We start from the raw sequence: 18,880 nt of genomic DNA on the forward strand, positions 1-18,880 counted from the left end.
TGTCTGTGCCGATCAGTCGACCTTGATGCTGGCTTCCTTGGCGAGCTTCTGCCAGCGCACGAGCTCGGTCGTCACGACCTTGCCCAGTTGTTCGGGTGTGCCGCCGACGCCTTCACTGCCTTGCGCCAGCAGCTTCTCGCGGATCTCGGGTTCCTTCACCACGGTGTTGATCACGCGGTTGAGCTTGTCGATGACGGGCTGCGGCGTCTTCGCGGGCACGAAGACGGCGTACCACGAGTCCACGTCGAAATCGGGAATGCCGGCCTCCTGCATCGTCGGCACGTCGGGGAAGGCCGCGCTGCGCTTGGTGGTCGACACCGCGAGCGCCTTGAGCTTGCCGGCCTTCACGAACTGCGCGGCTGCGGGAATCGACACCCACAGCAGCGGCACCTGCCCGCCCATCACGTCGGTCACGGCCGGGCCGCCGCCGCGGTAGGGAATGTGGGTCATGTGCGTGCCGGTGCGCAGCTTGAGCAGTTCGCCCGCGAGGTGCCCGGGCGAGCCGTTGCCCACCGATGCGAAGGAAATGCTGTCGGGCTTGGCCTTGGCGAGCGCGACGAGTTCGGCCACGGTGTTCGGCGCGAACTGGTTGTTGGCCACCAGGATCTGCGGCAGCGAGGCGACGAGGCCGACCGGTGCGAAGTCTTTCGCGGTGTCGAAGCTCAGCTTGGTGTAGATGGCCGGGTTGATGGTGTGCGAGGAGAGCGTGAACAGCACCGTGTAGCCATCGGGCGCGGACTTGGCGACGACCTCGGTGCCGATGGAGCCGGCCGCGCCGCCGCGGTTGTCGATCAGCACCTGCTGGCCGAGCAGGGTCGAGAAGCGTTCCTGCACGATGCGCGCAATCACGTCGGTTCCGCCGCCGGGCGGGTAGGGCACGACGAGCCGGATCGGCTTGGCCGGGTAGTCGCCGCCGTTTTGCGCCTCTGCGGCGAAAGGAGCGGCCAGGGTTGCCAGGGCCGCGACGGCCAGCAGGCCCGCGCGCAGCCAGGGGGCGGGGAACAGGTTCATTCGGATCTCCTTCTCTTTATGGTGGATGTCGGCAGCGCGGTCGCGCGGTAGCCCAGCGTCATGCTCGCGTCGCGTGCGCAGGCCATGAGGCGGTCGGCAAGGCCCCGCGCCTGGGTCCGTGCGAAGCGGATCGAGGGCACGCTCATGCCGACGGCCGCGACCGCTTCGCCGCGTGCGTTGAACACCGGCACGCCGAGGCCGCAGACGCCCAGGCGCCATTCCTCGCGGTTTTCCGCGTAGCCGCGCGTGCGTGTGCGTTCGAGTTCGAGAAGGAGCGCATCGAAGTCGGAGATGCTGTTTTTCGTGTGGGCGACCAGCGTGCCCAGGCGCTCGTGCAGCGCATGCACATCGGGTGCCGCCGCGGCCAGCAGCGCCTTGCCCGAGGCCACGCAGTAGGCCGCGGCCCGGCCGCCGATGCGCGAGTAGGCGGCCACCGGCAGAGGGCTGTCGAACTTGTCGAGGTAGACGATCTCTGCGCCATCGAGCACGGCAAGGTGAATGGTTTCGCCGGTCTGCTGCGCGAGCGCTGCCAGGTGCGGCCGCAGCAGCGCGCCGACGTCGGCCGCATCGCCGACCAGCGCACCCAGCTCGAACAGGCGCAGGCTCGGCCGGTAGGCGCTGGTGTCCGGGTCTTGCACGGCCCAGCCGCAATCGACCAGCGTCTGCAGCGTGCGGTGCGCATTGCTGCGCGCCATGCCGAAGGCCTGAGCCAGGTCGGTGACGCGGCAGGGGCGCTGCTGGCGCGTCATCCATTCGATGGCGGCAAGACCTTTGGCGAGCGTGGAGTCCATGAGGCTTTCAGAGGTGTTCCAAATATCGGAACGCTGTTCCCAGATGTGAAACCCAATGTAAGAACCATGGGTGCCCTTTGTCAATCGGGGACTTGGATGTAATCCAAAAAGCCTCAGTCCTGTCTCGGACCTTTGCCTGCATCAACGGCGGTGGCGGCCCGCCATCAACTCGATCACCTCGCGAAAGATGGTGTTGCCGGTGGAGGTGGCCAGGTCCAGCACGTGGCTGCGGCTGTAGTACGGACTCAGGTCGAGCCCGACGCCGATGCCCGCGATCTCGATGTCGCCGCGCTGCTCCTGGCGCGCGACCACGTCGCGCAGGTGATGCTCGAGATAGTGCGCGTCGTTCGCGAGGTGGGTGGCGCTGTCCATCGGCGAGCCGTCGGAAATCACCAGCAGCAGCTTGCGCGCCTCGGGGCGCTCGCGCAGGCGCATGCAGGCCCAGTCGACCGCCTCGCCGTCGATGCCTTCGCGGAACAGGTCGGCCTTCAGCAGCGCGGCCATGGCGGGGCGGGCGCGCCGCCATGGCGTGGCCGCGGCCTTGAAGACGAGATGGCTGCGCTCGTTGAGGCGGCCCGGGTGCGCCGGCTTGCCCGCGCGTACCCACTCGCGCTGCGGGCGGCCGCCGGTCCAGGCGCCGGTGGTGAAGCCCAGCACCTCGCTGGTCACGCCGGCTTGTTCGAGCGCGCGCGCGAACACATCGACCATCATCGCGACCGATTCGGCATGCTCCTTCATCGAGCCCGAGCAGTCGATGAGAAAGCTCACCATGCAGTCGGCCACGGGCTCCATGCGCTCGGTGCGGAACAGGCGGCGCTCGGTCGGCGAGGCGACGAGCTGCGCGAGCCGGCGGCCATCGATAAGGCCTTCTTCCTGCCCGCCATCCCAGCCGTCGCGCGTGGGGTCGGCCAGCAGGGCGCGCAGTTCGCGGGCGAGGCGCGCGATGTTCACGCCCTGGCTCGCGATCCGGCGATCGAGTTTTTCGCGGTGGTCGGCGAGCACTTCCTTGCGCGCGAGCGTGGCCGCGTCGTGCTCGCGGTCGTAGGCGGTGGTGAAGACGCGGTAGGCGCCGCCCGCCTCGTCGATCACCGCGCTGCGGCCCGACTCGGCGGTGGTGAAGCGCTCGATGATCTCGCGATCCATGTCGGCCACGAGCATGAACACGCTGCGTTTGTCGTCCACATGCGGATCACGCGCATCCGCGCTTTCTTCGCCGGCCTCATGCAGCATCGCGGCGACGGTGCGCGCGATGGCGAGCGCGTGCACGGCGTAGGCGGCTTGGTCATCGCGGTCGCGGCGCAGGCCCGCGAGTGCGTGGCCGATCAGCGGTGCCAGATGGAAGCGCGTGGCCTCGAGCATGTCTTCGGTTTCCTCCACCACCTGCTGGCCGCTCACACGGGCGCGGCAGATCTGCGCGACCGCATAGAGCAGCAGCCCGCGCGCGGTGTCGGTCAGGCCCGAGTGATGGAAGGCGAGTGACCACTGCTCGTGGCGGTGCCGCAGGTTGTGACGCATGCCGGCCATGACCTCGGGCGCGAGCGCCTCGACGCGGAACTGCTCGAACATCTCGAACAGCATGCGCTCGACCGGCTCTTCAGGGCGAAGGCTTTCATGCAATGCCGCGTCGGACACGGTGAGCCGCAGCGCGAGCCCATCGGCCACGCCGCGGAACGAGGCGAAGTCGTCGGTGTCGGCAGAGGGATGCAGGTGCGGCGCGAACCACGGCAGCGCCACACGCCCTCGGTGCAGGCGCTTGCCGCGAAAGTGCAGGTCGCGCTCGCCGCTGAAGGCCCGAACCACGCCCGCGCAGAGCTCGGCGACCTGCTCCTCCTGCCGCACGCGGCGCTGCATCGCACTGGCCGATGCAGGCGAGTCGGTCATTCGTGCGAACCCGGCGAGAGCTGGTGCGACTCCTTCAGTTCCTGGTCGAAGCAGCGCTGGAAGTATTCCGCCACCAGCGGCCGCTCGGCGTCGTCGCACTTGTTGACGAAGGAGAGGCGGAACGCGAGCGCCGGGTCCTTGAAGATTTCGACGTTCTCGGCCCAGGTGATGACGGTGCGCGGCGACATCAGCGTGGAGAGGTCGCCAGCCGCGAAACCTTTGCGCGTGAGGTCGGCCACGGCCACCATCGCCGCGACCAGCTTGCGCCCCGCATCGCCCGCGAGCGAGGGCACGCGCGCCTGCACGATCGCGATCTCTTCGTCGGCCGGCAGGTAGTTGAGCGAGGCGACGATGTTCCAGCGATCGATCTGCGCATGGTTGAGCCGCTGCGCGCCGTGGTAGAGGCCATTGAGGTTGCCAAGGCCCACCGTGTTGGCCGTGGCGAAGAGGCGAAAGAACGGGTGCGGCCGCAGCACCTTGTTCTGGTCCATCAGCGTGAACTTGCCGTCGCGCTCCAGGATGCGCTGGATGACGAACATCACATCGGGCCGGCCCGCGTCGTACTCGTCGAAGATCAATGCCACGGGCCGCTGCAGCGACCAGGGCACGATGCCTTCCTGGAACTCGGTGACCTGCTGGCCTTCGCGCAGCACCACTGCGTCTTTTCCCACGAGATCGAGGCGGCTGATGTGGCCATCGAGGTTCAGGCGCACGCAGGGCCAGTTCAGGCGCGCGGCGACCTGCTCGATGTGGGTCGACTTGCCGGTGCCGTGCAGGCCTTGCACCATCACGCGGCGGTCGCGCGTGAAGCCCGCGAGGATCGCGAGCGTCACATCGGGGTTGAAGCGGTAGACCGCATCGACCTCGGGCACATGGTCATCGCGCTCGGTGAAGGCGGGCACCTGCAGGTCGGTGTCGATGCCGAACACCTCGCGCACGCTGAGCATCCGGTCGGGTCGCAGGTTGGCGGTATCGGTCACGGTGGGCTTTCGAAAATCAGGGAGATGTTCAGGCCGTCGCGCGGTCGGAGCCCGCGTCGGCATCGATGCGGCTCAATGCGAGCGCAGCGCGTTGCAGCGCGGGCAGCAGCGTCTTCGCCTTCGCCGCATCGAGCCGCATGATCGGCGCCTGCACCGCGATGCACAGGTTCGAGGGCGCCTCGTCGCCCGAAGGCACCAGCGCGGCGATGCACAGCAGGCCGGGCAGGAACTCTTCGTTGTCGATTGCGAAGCCGTCCTTGCGCACGCGCTGCACTTCCTTCTCGAGCGCTTCGGGATCGGTCAGCGTCTTGGCGGTGTACGTCTCCAGCGGTGCGTTGGAGAGCAGCCGGCGGCGCTGTGCTGCGCTCATCTGCGAGAGGAAGATCTTGCCGCTGGCCGAGCAGTGCACCGGCACGCGCGAGCCCGGATGCAGGTAGAAGCGCAGCGGCGCGGCGGTTTCCACGCGGTCCAGGTACACGACCTCACTGCCCGAGAGCGAGGTGAGGTTGCAGCTCTCGCCGATTTCCTCGACCAGTTGACGCAGCACCGTGTGGCGCGCGCCGTGCAGGCTGTCGTTGAAGAGCAGGTTCTCCGACAGGCGCCGCAGCCGCGTGCCGATGCCGTAGTGCCGCCCGTCGCCTTCGCGCTGCAGGAGCCCCGCGCCTTCGAGCTGCTGCAGCATGCGGTGCAGCGTGGGCTTGGGCAGGCCGGTCTCTTCGACGAGGCCCTGCAGCGAGTAGCGCTGGTCTTTCGCGGCCATGACTTCGAGCAGGCCGAAGAGGCGCATGGTGGGCGTATCGCCCGCCGGTTCCGCGACTTCGGGTGTGAGGCCTTTGACGATCTTCATGCGGCGGATCATAGTTGTTTTACAAAAAACAAGACAAGGCGTACCGATTTTTGTAAATTGTTTGACGCCACGGCCTTGCCGTCCTATATTCCGCCGGAAAGAAATTCGGAACAAGTGGTTCCGACTTTCGAGTTGCAGCATCCCGCCCGACCCGCCCCATTTCCATCAGGAGACGCTTCCATGAGCCAGAAGAAACCCGCCGCCCCCGCCCGCGAAGCCGTCACCGGCGTGCAGAAGATGACGCCCTCCGAGGCCTTCGTCGAGACCATGGTCGCCAACGGCGTGACCGACATCTTCGGCATCATGGGTTCGGCCTTCATGGACGCGATGGACATCTTTGCGCCCGCCGGCATCCGCCTGATTCCTGTGGTGCACGAGCAGGGCGGCGCCCACATGGCCGATGGCTACGCACGCGTGTCGGGCCGCCATGGTTTGGTGATCGGCCAGAACGGCCCCGGCATCAGCAACTGCGTGACCGCCATCGCGGCCGCCTACTGGGCGCACAGCCCGGTCGTGATGATCACGCCCGAGACCGGCACCATGGGCATGGGCCTCGGCGGCTTCCAGGAGGCCAATCAACTCCCGATGTTCCAGGAGTTCACCAAGTACCAGGGCCACGTGAACAACCCCAAGCGCATGGCCGAGTACACGGCGCGCTGCTTCGACCGCGCCATCTCCGAGATGGGCCCGACGCAGCTCAACATTCCGCGCGACTACTTCTATGGCGAGATCACCACCGAGATCCCGAAGCCGATGCGCGTGGAGCGCGGCGCGGGCGGCGAGAACAGCCTGAACGCCGCGGTCGAACTGCTGGCCTCGGCCAAGTTCCCGGTGATCCTCTCGGGCGGCGGCGTGGTGATGGGCGATGCGGTGGCCGAGTGCCAGGCGCTGGCCGAACGCCTGGGCGCACCGGTCGCGAACGGGTACCTGCGCAACGACTCGTTCCCCGCGAGCCATCCGCTGTGGGCCGGCCCGCTCGGCTATCAGGGCTCCAAGGCCGCGATGAAGCTCATCGCGCAGGCCGACGTGGTGCTCGCGCTCGGCTCGCGCATGGGCCCCTTCGGCACGCTGCCGCAACACGGCATGGACTACTGGCCGAAGGACGCGAAGATCATCCAGGTCGAAGCCGACCACACCAACCTCGGGCTGGTGAAGAAGATCACCGTCGGCATCCACGGCGACGCGAAGGCCACCGCCAAGGAACTGCTCAAGCGCCTGCAGGGCAAGACGCTCGCCTGCGACGCCACCAAGGCCGAGCGCGCCGACAAGATCAAGGCCGAGAAGGCCGCATGGGAAAAAGAGCTCGACGAGTGGACCCACGAGCGCGACCAGTTCAGCCTTGACGCCATAGAGGAAGCCAAGGGCGAGAAGACGCCCACCGGCGGCAGCTACCTGCACCCGCGCCAGGTGTTGCGCGAACTCGAGAAGGCCATGCCGCCGCGCGTGATGGTCTCCACCGACATCGGCAACATCAACGCCATTGCCAACAGCTACCTGCGCTTCGAGGAGCCGCGCAGCTTCTTCGCGCCGATGAGCTTCGGCAACTGCGGCTACTCGCTGCCCACCATGATCGGCGCCAAGTGCGCCGCGCCCGACCGCCCGGCCGTGGCTTACGCGGGCGACGGCGCCTGGGGCATGAGCATGGTGGAAATCATGACGGCCGTGCGCCACGACATTCCGGTGACGGCGGTGGTCTTCCACAACCGCCAGTGGGGCGCGGAGAAGAAGAACCAGGTCGACTTCTACAATCGCCGCTTCGTCGCGGGCGAGCTCGAAAGCGAGAGCTTCGCGGGCATCGCCAAGGCGATGGGCGCCGAGGGCATCGTGGTCGACAAGCTCGAAGACGTGGGCCCCGCGCTCAAGAAGGCCATCGACATGCAGATGAACGAAGGCAAGACCTGTGTGATCGAGATCATGTGCACCCGCGAGCTGGGCGATCCGTTCCGCCGCGATGCGCTGTCGAAGCCGGTGCGCTTCCTGGACAAGTACAAGGACTACGTCTGACCGAATCGCTGCTCACGCTGAACGCCGGGTCGTCGTCGATCAAGGTCGCGCTGTTCGATGCGGCTGGCAGCGGCGATGCGCTGCCGGCCGCGCGCTGGTCGGGGCAGGCCGACGGGCTCGGCGCCGGGCTGAAGGCGCGGCTGCGCATTCGCGATGCGGAAGGCCGCACGCTGCACGATGCGGCGCTCGATGGCGACCGGCGCTCGCACCAGGGCGCGCTCTCAGCGCTGCTCGAATGGCATGCAAGTCAGGGCGAGGGAAAGGGCGGTGGCGATCGCATCGCCGCGGTCGGCCATCGCATCGTGCACGGCGGCGTGAACTTTGTGACGCCGGTGCGCATCGACGATGCGGTGCTCGCCGAACTGGCCGCGCTCGAGCCGCTGGCGCCGCTGCACCAGCCGCACAACCTGGCGGGCGTTCGCGCTGCGATGAAGGCTTTCGATGGCGTGCCGCAGGTGGCGTGCTTCGACACGGCTTTTCATTCGACGCAGACCGAGGTGAACCGCCGTTTCGCGCTGCCGCGCGCGCTGCACGATGCGGGTGTGCGGCGTTATGGGTTCCATGGGCTTTCGTACGAGTCGATCGTCGCGCAATTCACGCGCCTTGCCCCTGAGTTGGCGGACAAGCGCGTGATCGTCGCGCACCTGGGCAACGGCGCCTCGATGTGCGCAATGGCGCAGGGCCGCTCGGTCGCGACGACGATGAGCTTTTCGCCGCTCGATGGCCTCACCATGGGCACGCGCTGCGGGCACCTCGATGCCGCGGTCGTGCTGTACCTCATGCGCTCGCACGGCATGTCGGCCGAGCAGGTCGAGACGCTGCTGTTTCGCGAATCGGGCCTGCTGGGCCTGTCGGGCGTGTCGAGCGACATGCGCGAGCTTGAAGCATCCACGGCACCCGAGGCCGCCGAAGCCATCGCGCATTTCATCGAGCAGGTCGTGCAACACATGGGCAGCCTTGCCGCCGCGCTGCGCGGTGTCGATGCGGTGATCTTCACCGGGGGCATCGGCGAGAACGCGAGCGCGCTGCGCGAGCGCATCCTCGAAGAATGCGACTGGCTTGGCGTGCACGTCGATGCGGCCGCCAACGGCGCGGGCCATGCGCGGCTCACGACGCCCGAAAGCCCCGTGAGCGCCTGGATGCTGCGCACCGACGAAGAGGCGGTCATCGCGCGCCACACCGCGCAGGTCGTAGACGCCGCCTAGCGTGCGGCCTGCGTGCGCGGCACGATCGCGCCGCAGTGCCTCAGGAAATCCGCCGTCGCGCGGCCCAGCAGCTTGTCGCGGTGCATCACCGTGGCCAGGCGCCGCATGCCCGCCGGCAGCCGCGTGCGCAGCTCGACCAGATGCCCGTCTTCCAGCGCCTGCGCCACCGTGTAGCGCGAGAGGCAGGCCAGGGCCGTGCCCGAGGCCACCACGCGCTTGATGGCCTCGGTGCTGCCGAGCTCGAAGCCCACATGCACCTGCTCCAGGTTCTGGATCAGCCAGGCATCGGTGACCTGCCGCGTGCCCGAGCCAAGCTCCCTCAGAACCCAGGTGGCCTGCGAGAGCTGGCGGTGCGTGGCGATGCGGTTCGCGAGCGCATGGCCCGGCGCGGCGACGATGACCAGCTCGTCTTCGCGCCATGCGCGCACCACGAGATCGGGGTGCGTCTGCGGGCCTTCGATGAAGCCCACGTCCACCTCGAAACCGGCCACCGCCTCGATCACGTCGCGGGTGTTCGCGATGTGCAGGTGCACCTGGCTCTGCGGATGCAACGCGGTCCATTGCGACACGCGCTCGGGCAGCAGGTATTCGCCGATGGTAAAGCTCGCTGCCACGCGCAGTGGCGCCGCATGCTCGCCGCTGAAGAGCGCCTGCACCTCGCTGGCCTGATCGAGCAGCGCCTGCGCCTTGGGCAGCAGCGCGCGGCCGTTCTCGTTGAGCACCAGCCGGCGGCCGATGCGATCGAACAGCAAGACGCCGACGGACGATTCCAGGTCGGCCAGCGCGCTGCTCGCGGCGGACTGCGAACGCGCCACGCGGTCGGCCGCCGCCCGGGTGCTGCCTCCGCGCGCGGTGGCCACGAACACCTCGAGCTGGCGCAGGTTCAGGCGCAGGCGCTGAGGGAGCTGTTGATCTGATTTTCCGGTCATGGTGAGCGATATTCTCCGCTTTTCCGATTGATCACGGCTCCCTAACATCGGCGCTGCCACGCTTGAAAACAAAGGACCGCCAGTGTTCAGTTTCCTGTCCCGAGAGCCCGTGCACGACCCGCTCACCGCGCCGACGCCCACGGCGGACACCGAGGTCAAGACCACCACCTGCTACATGTGCGCCTGCCGCTGCGGCATCCGCGTGCACCTGCGCGAGGGCGAAAAGGGCCCCGAGGTGCGCTACATCGACGGCAACCCGAACCATCCGCTGAACCAGGGCGTGATCTGCGCCAAGGGCTCCTCGGGGATCATGAAGCAGGTGTCGCCCGCGCGCATCACGCAGCCGCTCTTGCGCAAGGCCGGCAGCGAGCGCGGGGCGGGGGAGTTCGAGCCCATCAGCTGGGAGCGCGCCTACGACATGCTGACCGAGCGGCTCGGCAAGATCCGCGCGACCGATCCGAAGAAGTTCGCGCTCTTCACCGGGCGCGACCAGATGCAGGCGCTCACCGGCCTCTTTGCGCGGCAGTTCGGCACGCCCAACTACGCGGCGCACGGCGGCTTCTGCTCGGTCAACATGGCCGCGGGAATGATCTACACCATCGGCGGCAGCTTCTGGGAGTTCGGCGGACCCGACCTGGAACGCGCCAAGCTGTTCGTGATGATCGGCACGGCCGAAGACCACCACAGCAATCCGATGAAGATCGCGATCAGCAAGTTCAAGCGCGCGGGTGGGCGCTTCATCTCGATCAACCCGGTGCGTACCGGCTATTCGGCGATTGCGGACGAGTGGATTCCCATCAAGCCCGGCACCGATGGCGCGCTGTTCATGGCGCTGCTGCACGAACTCATCGGCAACGAGTTGGTGGACCATGCGTTCCTCAAACGCTTCACCAATGCACCGCAGCTCGTGGTGCTGGACGACTGTGAGCGCGAAGGGCTGTTCGCGTTCGATCCCGAGCGCGGGCCACCGGGCGATGGCCGCCATCCGCACAACAAGCTGGTGTGGGACAAGGCAAGCGGCAGCGTGAAGCCGGCGTACCCCGAGGGCATTGCCGATGGATGCGACCCGGCGCTCGAAGGCCACTACACGCTCGCCGACGGGACACGCGTCGCGCCCTCGTTTCAGTTGCTGCGCGAGCGTGTGGCGCTCTGCACGCCCGAATGGGCGCAGGGCATCACCGGCATCGATGCGGCGCGCATCCGAAAGCTTGCGCGCGAGATGGGCGAGACGGCGCTCAAGCAGGCCTTCGAGCTGCCGATTCCGTGGACCGATGCGTGGGGCAAGAAACACCCGACCACGCAGGCGCGGCCTGTGGCTTTCCATGCGATGCGCGGGCTCGCGGCGCATTCCAACGGCTTCCAGACCGTGCGTGCGCTTGCGGTGCTGATGAGCGTGCTCGGCACCATCGATGCGCCCGGCGGTTTCAGGCACAAGGCGCCGTACCCGCGACACATCGTTCCCAACTACCGCGCGTTCAACGATCCCGGCATGATCCAGCCGAACACGCCGCTCAATGCCGCGCCGCTCGGTTTTCCGGCCAACCCGGAAGAGCTGGCGATCAACCCCGATGGCTCGCCGATCCGCATCGACCACGCCTTCTCGTGGGAGCACCCGCTGTCGGCGCACGGGCTCATGCACAACGTGATCACCAACGCGGTGAAGGGCGACCCGTATCGCATCGACACGCTGCTGATCTTCATGGCCAACATGGCGTGGAACTCGAGCATGAACACCATGGGCGTGCGCGAGATGCTCAACCGCAAGGACGAGAAGGGCGAACACATGATTCCCTTCCTCGTGGTGTGCGATGCCTTCCAGAGTGAGACCGTGGCCTTCGCCGACCTGGTGCTGCCCGACACCACGTACCTTGAGCGGCATGACGTGATGGGCATGCTCGATCGGCCGATCTCGGAGTTCGACGGGCCGGTCGATTCGGTGCGCGTGCCGGTGGTGCCGCCGACGGGGGAGTGCAAGCCTTTTCAGGAAGTGCTGATCGAACTGGCGTCGCGGCTGAAGTTTCCGGCCTTCACCACGCCGGAGGGCGGGCGCAAGTTCACGGGTTACCCGGACTTCGTCGTCAACTTCGAGCCGCAGCCGGGCATCGGCTTTCTCATGGGCTGGCGCGGCAAGGACGGCACCGAGCACCTTCGCGGCGCGCCGAACCCGAAGCAGTGGGAGGCGTATGCGGAGAACAACTGCGTGTTCCAGTACCACATGCCCGAGACCATGCACTACATGCGCAACTGGAACCGGGAGTACCTCGACTTCGCGAAGGACAAGGGCTGGCGCCAGCGCAACGACCCGGTGCAGTTGGCGCTGTACTCCGACACGCTGCAGAGCTTTCGGCTCGCGGCGCAGGGTAAGAGCCCGGGGCGGCAACCGCCGGAGGCGCTGCGCGAGCGCATCGAGAAATACTTCGATCCGCTGCCGTTCTGGTATCCACCGCTCGAGGAGGCCGCGACCGATCTCGATGCGTATCCGCTCAACGCGCTGACACAGCGGCCGATGGCGATGTACCACTCGTGGGATTCGCAGAACGCGTGGCTGCGGCAGATCCACAGCCACAACTACCTGCATGTGAATCCGCTCACCGCCGAGGCCGCGGGCATTGCGGATGGCGGCTGGTGCTGGGTCGAGAGCCAGTGGGGCAAGGTGCGCTGCATGCTGCGCTACAGCGAGGCGGTGGAGCCCGGTACGGTGTGGACGTGGAATGCGATCGGCAAGGCCGATGGGGCGTGGCAGCTCGCACCCGGTTCGGACGAGGCGCGCAAGGGCTTTCTGCTCAACCACCTGATCAGCGAAGAACTGCCGTGCGAAGGCACGGCGAGTGGGCGCATCAGCAATTCCGATCCGATCACCGGGCAGGCAGGCTGGTATGACGTGCGCGTGCGCATTCGGCCGGCCGAACCGGGCGAGCCTGAAGAGAGCTTTCCGCAGATCGCGAGCATGCCGAGTCCGCCCGGGGTGCTGGGCAAGGCGGCGAGCGTGCTGACGTACTTTGCGGGGAGGGGCAAGAAATGATGCAGTGGCTGAAAGACCTGATGGGCGGCAGCACTGCCAGTGCCAGCTTCGCGGAAACGCAACCGAGCCTGCGCGCGGAACAGGGCGAGACGCTCGCCAAGCAACTTGCCCTCGTCATCGACCTGAACGTGTGCGTCGGCTGCCATGCCTGCGTGACTTCGTGCAAGCAATGGAACACCTCCGGCAGCGCCGGTCCGCTCGCCGACGAGCGCCCCTACGCCGCAAACCCGACCGGCACCTTCTTCAACCGCGTGCAGACCTACGAGGCCGGCGCCTTCCCGGCGACCGAGACGGTGCACCTCCCCAAGAGCTGCCTGCACTGCGAAGACCCGCCCTGCGTGCCCGTGTGTCCGACCGGGGCGAGCTACAAGCGCAAGGAAGATGGCATCGTGCTCGTCGACTACGACAAGTGCATCGGCTGCAAGTACTGCGCATGGGCCTGCCCCTACGGCGCGCGCGAACTCGATGAAGAGCGCCAGGTCATGACCAAGTGCACGCTCTGCGTGGACCGCATCTACGACGAGATGTTGCCCAAGGAAGACCGCAAGCCCGCCTGCGTGAAGGCCTGCCCGACGGGCGCGCGGATCTTCGGCGACGTGAAGGACCCGGACTCCGACGTGTCGAAGGCGATTCGCGAACGCGGCGGCTACCAGCTGATGCCGGAGTGGGACACCAGCCCGGCGAACCAGTACCTGCCGCGCCGCATCACGCAGTCGACCGACGCGCAGGGGTAATGGCATGCATCCCGCGTTTTCGATTCTTTTCTTCACCACGCTGGCCGGTGCGGCGCAGGGCCTTGTCTTCACGCTGGCGCTCGGTGCGCTGTTCGGCCTGGAAATGGCGCCGGGCTTCCTCACGTTGGCATTGGGCGTGGCCGAGGTGTTGCTCGTGGCCGGGCTCGCGGCTTCGTTCATGCACCTGGGGCGCAAGACGCGTGCGTGGCGTGCGGTGCTGATGTGGCGCACCTCGTGGATGTCGCGCGAAGTGATCGTGCTGCCGGCCTTCATCGCGCTGGTGGCGCTGTGGTGGCTGTCGCTGCGCCTCGGTGCGGGCGCACCGTGGTCGTGGCTGTTGCCGGTGCTCGTGTTGCTCGGTGCGGTCGCGCTCTGGTATTGCACCGCGATGATCTATGCGTGCCTGCGCTTCATCGAGGAATGGGCGCATCCGCTCACCATCGTCAACTTCACGCTGATCGGGTTGTCGTCGGGGCTGGTGCTGGCGTGCGCGATGGCGGCGGTCGCCGGCGAGGCGCGCTTCGTGCAGGTCTTCGGGCCGTGCGCGCTCGTCGCCACGCTGGCGGCATGGGCGGCGCGCGGTCAGGCCTTGCGGCGCAATGCCGGCATCCGCCACAAGTCGACACTTCAATCGGCCACGGGCATCCGCTCGGAAAAGCTGGTGCAGAAATCGATGGGCATGTCGGCCGGTTCATTCAACACGCGCGAGTTCTTTCATGGTGCATCGCTCGCTGCGCTGAAGAACATCAAGCTCGGCTTCCTGCTGCTGGCGTTCGTGCTGCCCGCGCTGCTGCTGGTGTGGGGCGTGGCGAGCGCGGCCGTGCTGCCGTGGTTGCTCGCGGTACTGGTGCAGGCACCGGGGCTGCTGGCCGAGCGCTGGTTCTTCTTCGCGCAGGCCAAGCACCCGCAGAACCTGTATTACCAGGTCGTGTCCTAGGCTTCGTAGTTCAGTGCGAGGCCGGGCGTAGGCCAATCGTCGATCGCAATCAACCGTCCGCTGCCCGAGAGCGTGACGTAGGCCGTGCGCCGGTCACGCCCCCCGAAGCAGATGTTGGTGGTGTAGCGGTCGGGCAGCGGCACGTGCTCGACGGTGCTGCCATCGGGCGCGACGATGCTGATGCCGCCGTGCAGCAGCGTTGCCACGCAGAGATTGCCGAGCGCATCGACGGCCATCGAATCGAAGCGCTGGTAGTGCCCGCCCGGCGAGGCGCACAGCATGCGGCCGCCATGCGGCGAAGGCCAGCCGTCCTTGCGCACGCGGCCCGGTGCGGTGATGTCGAAGGCCCAGACGCGCGCGCCCTCGGTTTCTGCGTAGTAGAGCGTGTTGCCGTCGGGCGATAGGGCGATGCCGTTCGGCGTCGTCACCGGGCGTGCGATCGCGCGGGCGGCGCTGCCATCGCTGTGGCCGTAGAAGAGGCCGCCGCGGTCCATGTCGCGCTCGCGGGTCTTGCCGAGGTCGGTGAAGTAGAAGCCGCCGTGCGCATCGAAAACGATGTCGTTGGGGCCGCAGAGCGCGCCGCCTTCGACCGTGTCGAACAGGCGCTCGGCACGGCCGGTGGCCAGGTTCACGCGCTCGATGCGGCCGCCCGAATAGTCCGTCGCCTGCCCCACGGGCCGGTGGCAGCCGTCGGCCTCGGTGTGCCATTCGAAGCCGCCGTTGTTGCAGATGTAGACCGCGCCGTCCGGCCCGATGGCCGCGCCGTTTGGGCCGCCGCCGAGGTCGGCCACCACCTGCACCAGCCCGTCGTGCCGCACGCGCGTGAGCGTGCCGCGCGCAATTTCGACCAGCAGCACGGAGCCGTCGTCCATGGCAATCGGGCCCTCGGGAAACTGCAGGCCGGTAGCGAGTTCGCGGATGTGCATCGGGGTCTCCATGCGCTGGCTTGTGTGCGCGGGTTGCGAGTTTGCGGCTTCCCGCCGCGCTTTGCACGTTTCATCGAGACGTCATGAGTACGTCACCGCGCCTTTATAGATTGCCGCCTTCGCTTCAACACAACGAGGAGGGCATTCATGACCCGAGGATTCATCGATTCGATCTGGCAGCGCCGGCTGGTGGCGGTTGCCGCCTGCACCGTGATCGCCGCATGCGGTGGTGGCGGAGGAGGAGGTGGTGGTGGGTTCCCATTCGTGGTACCGCCGCCGGCACCCGCTCCGGCCCCTGCTCCGGCACCCCCGGCTCCGCCTCCCGCGCAGGAAGGCGCGGGATTGCCGCATCAGCTGACCGGCTGGGCATTTCTCTCGGACACCGCGCGCTGGCCCGGTCCGACCACGGGGCAGTTCATCACCGCCGCGCTCGGCGTTACGCCGCCTTTCGTCGATGGCCAGCCGATTCCCGGCTTCTCCGCGCTGCTGAAGAACGACGACGGCACCTGGACCGCCATGGCCGACAACGGCTACGGCAGCAAGGGCAACTCGGCCGACTTCGTGATCGGCATCTACAACATCGGCATCGACTTCCGCACGGCATCGAACGGCACCAGCGTGCCGGGTGCGATCAAGCTGAACAGCCGCGTCGACTTCAACGACGCCAAGGGCTTCCTGAAGGACGGCAAGGGCGTCGACCTGAAGATCACCGCCGACTTCGCTAACTACCAGACCGTCTCGGGCAACAACCTGGTCGACAGCGGCAAGCCGGTGGATGCACGCATCCGCAACGGCCGGCTGTTGACGGGCTTCGACCTCGACGTCGAATCGATCGCACGCGCGAGCGACGGCACCTACTTCGTGGGCGAGGAATTCGGCCCCTACATCCTGCACTTCGACAAGGACGGCACGCTCATGAGCGACCCCGTGCCGCATCCGTTCCTGCGCAGCCCCTCGAACCCCGAGGTGATGAACAACGGCGCGAGCGTCACCTCGCTTGCGAGCCGCGGCTTCGAAAGCCTCGCCTTCAACGGCGACCGCAGCCGGCTCTATGCAGTGCCCGAGGCCGCGCCCTCGCTGGCTTCTCTGCGTCCGGTGGCCGATGACGAGCGCTACCTGAACATCTTCGAGTTCGACCCGGCCGCGATGCTCTACACGGGCAAGAACCTGGTCTACAAGAAAGACGGTCCGGCCAAGGACAACCAGATCGTGATCGGCGACATGACGCATGTGGGCGGCAGCCGCTTCGTGCTGATCGAGCGCGACAGCCTGTTCGGCGCGAAGGCGGTGGTCAAGCGCCTGTACATGATCGACCTGAACGTGAAGGACGCCGATGGCGCGCTCAAGAAGACGCTGCTGGTGGACCTGTTGAACATCTCCGACCCGAAGGACATCGGCGGGCCGCTGGCCGGCGTGGCCGATGGAAAGTTCAGCATGCCCTTCGATTCGATCGAGAGCGTCGAGGTGGTGGACGAGCACACGCTCGCGGTGGCCATCGATTCGAACTTCCCGACCGAGGACGGGCGCGTGCCGGGCAACCCGGACGATACGGAGGTGATCACGCTGCGTTTCGACCAGGCGCTGTTCGATCGCAAGGCGCGGTAATTCAGTGTTGAAAATAATCGACGGAAGTTGTTGACGGTTGGGTAAAGACTATTTACAGTCCAACCCACTCGCGGTTCAGCCCGCAAAGTTTTCAGCAACGCGCACAAAGCAGCATCGACCAGGAACCATCGTGAACGCAGCAGCCATCCGCACCCACAGCATTCGACCCGCATCGGGTCGTTCGCTCGCGTGCGTCGCGCTGTGCGATGGCCTCGGCATGCTGCCGCAGAAGCCGCTGCTCATGCTCAATCAGTACCCGAATTCCATTCAAGCGCTGCAGGTCAACCTGTGGGATTGCGCTTATGAGGATCGGATGACACCGGGTGGAGGAAGCGCTTAGGCGCGTAACTCCCAAGCGCTCTTGCACAGAGGCCCGGACACCGAAAGGTTCCGGGCCTTTTTGTTTTGTTGTTCAACGTTCAACACAGATGCAGTGATCGCACTGCATGACACCGCGCTTCGGCTCGGTGAACGCTCATTGAAAGTTCGCGGCACATCCATTCATTTATCCACCGCCCCGGTGACGGAACCGGCATACGTGTCCGCCTTAGAAGCGGAATTCTGGGAGTTCGAATCTCCCCTGGGGCACCAATTTTTTCTTGTTCGATTTTTCTCTGGGTGTAGTGTCAATCTGGTAGACGGCCTGCCTTGGAAGCAGGAGGCTGCAGGTTCAAATCCTGCCACTCAGACCATTGTTTTTTTCTTGTATTCACGCGTGTGTAGCTCAATTGGCAGAGCACTGGACTCCAAACCCAGCGGTTGAAGGTTCGAATCCTTCCGTGCGCGCCATTTTTTGTCTCGTTCGTCTAGCGGTCAGGACGTCGGGTTTTCATCCCGAAGATCGTGGGTTCGAATCCCACACGAGGCCCCAGTTTGATGGCCCTTCGCCTAGTGGTCCAAGGCACCGGGTTTTGATCCCGGCATCCAAGGTTCGAATCCTTGAGGGTCTGCCACCTTTTGTTTTTTCTCTTTTCTTCGTTCCGCTAACTCAGTGGCCAGAGTGCCTCCCTGTCCAGGAGGAAGCCAGGGGTTCGACTCCCCTGCGGAACGCCACATACACACAACCTTCACTTCACCTGGATCGTGAGCAGCACTGGCGACTGCAGCGGGCTGTAACCCCGCCTCCTCGGAATACTTCGTTCGACTCGAAGACGATCCACCACACATTGACTGATTGATTGATTCATTCATGCATTGAATCTTCGGCGTGGTAGCAAAGCGGCCATGCAACGGATTGCAAATCCGTGGACCCCGGTTCGACTCCGGGCTGCGCCTTCATCCCACTCGCAGTCGGCCTTCCGCGCCTGCTTTGTGTCTCTCGGCCCACAGTTATTTTTAACAGCGGCACCGCTCTGGGTAATCTGAAAGTATCACTACGCTGCCATTGGGCCGCCATCGTGACGCCTTTGTCCTTGTTCGCGGGAATGTGCGAGATATCATTTGGGGAAATGCGCGCGGCCTGCGGTCGTGCACGGCGCATCCGGGCAATAAATACAGCAGATCGGCCTGAACTTCGTTCACCAAAAAGCCGACTGAAAGAGAAGAGACAAGTTGCGCTTCAGGATCACGGGGGCGTCGCGACATGCGGCGGATCGAGAGTCAAGGGGAGCGAGAAATACATGTCGGATTTCAATTCTGCATCGCTGGGTGTGCAGTTGCGCGCGGGCACGACGCAGCGCGACCGCCTGCTGGTGCTGCACACGCCGCTGGGTGCCAACAAGCTGCTGGCCGAACGCCTCGAAGGCATCGAGTCCATCGACGACGGCGGCTTCCGCTTCGAACTCACGGCGCTGAGCGACGACGCGCACATCGAACTCAAGACCCTGATCGGCCAGGGCGTACGCCTGGACCTGCAGACCGCGCAAAGCCGCACCGAACTGCGCCCCTTCCACGGCCACGTGACCCAGGCCGAATGCGTCTCGAGCAACGGCGGCATGGCGCGCTACCGGCTCGTCATCGAGCCGTGGCTCGCCTTCCTGCGCCATCGCCAGGACAGCTGCCTCTTCCA

Annotated in this window: 15 protein-coding genes and 6 tRNA genes; 14 read left to right on the forward strand and 7 right to left on the reverse strand. The window is 66.3% G+C overall.

Annotated features, from left to right (window positions below; genetic code table 11):
* Positions 1 to 12: 12 nt before the first annotated feature.
* The 5 genes from J2W23_RS11835 to J2W23_RS11855 form a co-directional block, all read right to left on the reverse strand.
* Entirely contained in the window at positions 13 to 1,011 is a 999-nt protein-coding gene (locus J2W23_RS11835) for a tripartite tricarboxylate transporter substrate binding protein (protein WP_176659803.1), read from the reverse strand.
* Positions 1,008 to 1,802, reverse strand: coding sequence for an IclR family transcriptional regulator (locus J2W23_RS11840; RefSeq protein ID WP_176659804.1), 795 nt, complete (start codon positions 1,800 to 1,802; stop codon positions 1,008 to 1,010). Before J2W23_RS11840 ends, J2W23_RS11835 begins: the two co-directional genes overlap by 4 nt.
* A gap of 141 nt (positions 1,803 to 1,943) precedes the next feature.
* The gene (locus tag J2W23_RS11845) at positions 1,944 to 3,683 is read right to left on the reverse strand and encodes a cobaltochelatase CobT-related protein (protein ID WP_307648857.1); all 1,740 of its coding nucleotides are present in this window, start codon (positions 3,681 to 3,683) and stop codon (positions 1,944 to 1,946) included.
* Positions 3,680 to 4,663, reverse strand: coding sequence for an AAA family ATPase (locus J2W23_RS11850; RefSeq protein ID WP_307648858.1), 984 nt, complete (start codon positions 4,661 to 4,663; stop codon positions 3,680 to 3,682). The genes J2W23_RS11845 and J2W23_RS11850 overlap by 4 nt, the downstream gene beginning before the upstream one ends.
* Before the next feature lie 28 nt (positions 4,664 to 4,691).
* On the reverse strand, positions 4,692 to 5,522 hold the full coding sequence (locus J2W23_RS11855; protein ID WP_307648859.1) for an IclR family transcriptional regulator: 831 nt from the start codon (positions 5,520 to 5,522) through the stop codon (positions 4,692 to 4,694).
* Between the two features lie 168 nt (positions 5,523 to 5,690).
* Between J2W23_RS11855 and xsc the strand changes: the two genes are divergently transcribed.
* Together xsc and J2W23_RS11865 are read left to right on the forward strand one after the other, a co-directional pair.
* Positions 5,691 to 7,514, forward strand: coding sequence for a sulfoacetaldehyde acetyltransferase (xsc, locus tag J2W23_RS11860; protein ID WP_307648860.1), 1,824 nt, complete (start codon positions 5,691 to 5,693; stop codon positions 7,512 to 7,514).
* Positions 7,511 to 8,719, forward strand: coding sequence for an acetate/propionate family kinase (locus tag J2W23_RS11865; protein ID WP_307648884.1), 1,209 nt, complete (start codon positions 7,511 to 7,513; stop codon positions 8,717 to 8,719). Before xsc ends, J2W23_RS11865 begins: the two co-directional genes overlap by 4 nt.
* Here J2W23_RS11865 and J2W23_RS11870 read toward each other — a convergent pair.
* A complete protein-coding gene (locus J2W23_RS11870) occupies positions 8,716 to 9,648 on the reverse strand; it encodes a LysR family transcriptional regulator (protein WP_307648861.1) in 933 nt (310 codons plus the stop codon). The genes J2W23_RS11865 and J2W23_RS11870 overlap by 4 nt on opposite strands.
* Before the next feature lie 82 nt (positions 9,649 to 9,730).
* On the opposite strand from J2W23_RS11870, the gene J2W23_RS11875 reads away from it, so the two are divergent.
* From J2W23_RS11875 to J2W23_RS11885, 3 genes are read left to right on the forward strand one after another with little or no spacing between them, the layout of a single operon-like run.
* The gene (locus J2W23_RS11875; protein WP_307648862.1) at positions 9,731 to 12,670 is read left to right on the forward strand and encodes a molybdopterin oxidoreductase family protein; all 2,940 of its coding nucleotides are present in this window, start codon (positions 9,731 to 9,733) and stop codon (positions 12,668 to 12,670) included.
* Positions 12,667 to 13,404 (forward strand): 4Fe-4S dicluster domain-containing protein, encoded by a 738-nt coding sequence (locus J2W23_RS11880; protein ID WP_373423922.1) that lies wholly within the window; start codon positions 12,667 to 12,669, stop codon positions 13,402 to 13,404. The genes J2W23_RS11875 and J2W23_RS11880 overlap by 4 nt, the downstream gene beginning before the upstream one ends.
* Positions 13,405 to 13,408: 4 nt before the next feature.
* Positions 13,409 to 14,341, forward strand: a complete 933-nt coding sequence (locus J2W23_RS11885) for a dimethyl sulfoxide reductase anchor subunit family protein (protein WP_307648863.1) — start codon at positions 13,409 to 13,411, stop codon at positions 14,339 to 14,341.
* On the opposite strand, the gene J2W23_RS11890 is transcribed toward J2W23_RS11885, so the two are convergent.
* On the reverse strand, positions 14,338 to 15,279 hold the full coding sequence (locus J2W23_RS11890) for an SMP-30/gluconolactonase/LRE family protein (protein ID WP_307648864.1): 942 nt from the start codon (positions 15,277 to 15,279) through the stop codon (positions 14,338 to 14,340). The genes J2W23_RS11885 and J2W23_RS11890 overlap by 4 nt on opposite strands.
* Positions 15,280 to 15,414: 135 nt before the next feature.
* Here J2W23_RS11890 and J2W23_RS11895 point away from each other — a divergent pair, with 135 nt between their 5' ends.
* From J2W23_RS11895 to J2W23_RS11935, 9 genes are all read left to right on the forward strand, one after another.
* On the forward strand, positions 15,415 to 16,872 hold the full coding sequence (locus J2W23_RS11895) for an esterase-like activity of phytase family protein (protein ID WP_307648865.1): 1,458 nt from the start codon (positions 15,415 to 15,417) through the stop codon (positions 16,870 to 16,872).
* 130 nt (positions 16,873 to 17,002) lie between these two features.
* Positions 17,003 to 17,212: a hypothetical protein gene (locus J2W23_RS11900; protein WP_307648866.1), complete on the forward strand. Its 210-nt coding sequence runs from the start codon at positions 17,003 to 17,005 to the stop codon at positions 17,210 to 17,212.
* Positions 17,213 to 17,386: 174 nt separating this feature from the next.
* Positions 17,387 to 17,463: transfer RNA gene (locus J2W23_RS11905), tRNA-Leu, on the forward strand.
* 23 nt (positions 17,464 to 17,486) lie between these two features.
* Positions 17,487 to 17,564: transfer RNA gene (locus J2W23_RS11910), tRNA-Pro, on the forward strand.
* 21 nt (positions 17,565 to 17,585) lie between these two features.
* Positions 17,586 to 17,661 (forward strand) — tRNA-Trp (locus tag J2W23_RS11915).
* A gap of 6 nt (positions 17,662 to 17,667) precedes the next feature.
* Positions 17,668 to 17,743, forward strand: a tRNA-Glu gene (locus J2W23_RS11920).
* 106 nt (positions 17,744 to 17,849) lie between these two features.
* Positions 17,850 to 17,925 (forward strand) — tRNA-Asp (locus J2W23_RS11925).
* A gap of 151 nt (positions 17,926 to 18,076) precedes the next feature.
* Positions 18,077 to 18,147, forward strand: a tRNA-Cys gene (locus J2W23_RS11930).
* Positions 18,148 to 18,491: 344 nt separating this feature from the next.
* Positions 18,492 to 18,880, forward strand: a 389-nt coding sequence (locus J2W23_RS11935; RefSeq protein WP_307648867.1) for a contractile injection system protein, VgrG/Pvc8 family, incomplete at its 3' end; no start/stop codon positions are given.

This window comes from Variovorax boronicumulans, assembly GCF_030812215.1.
GTDB classification, from domain to species: domain Bacteria; phylum Pseudomonadota; class Gammaproteobacteria; order Burkholderiales; family Burkholderiaceae_C; genus Variovorax; species Variovorax boronicumulans_C.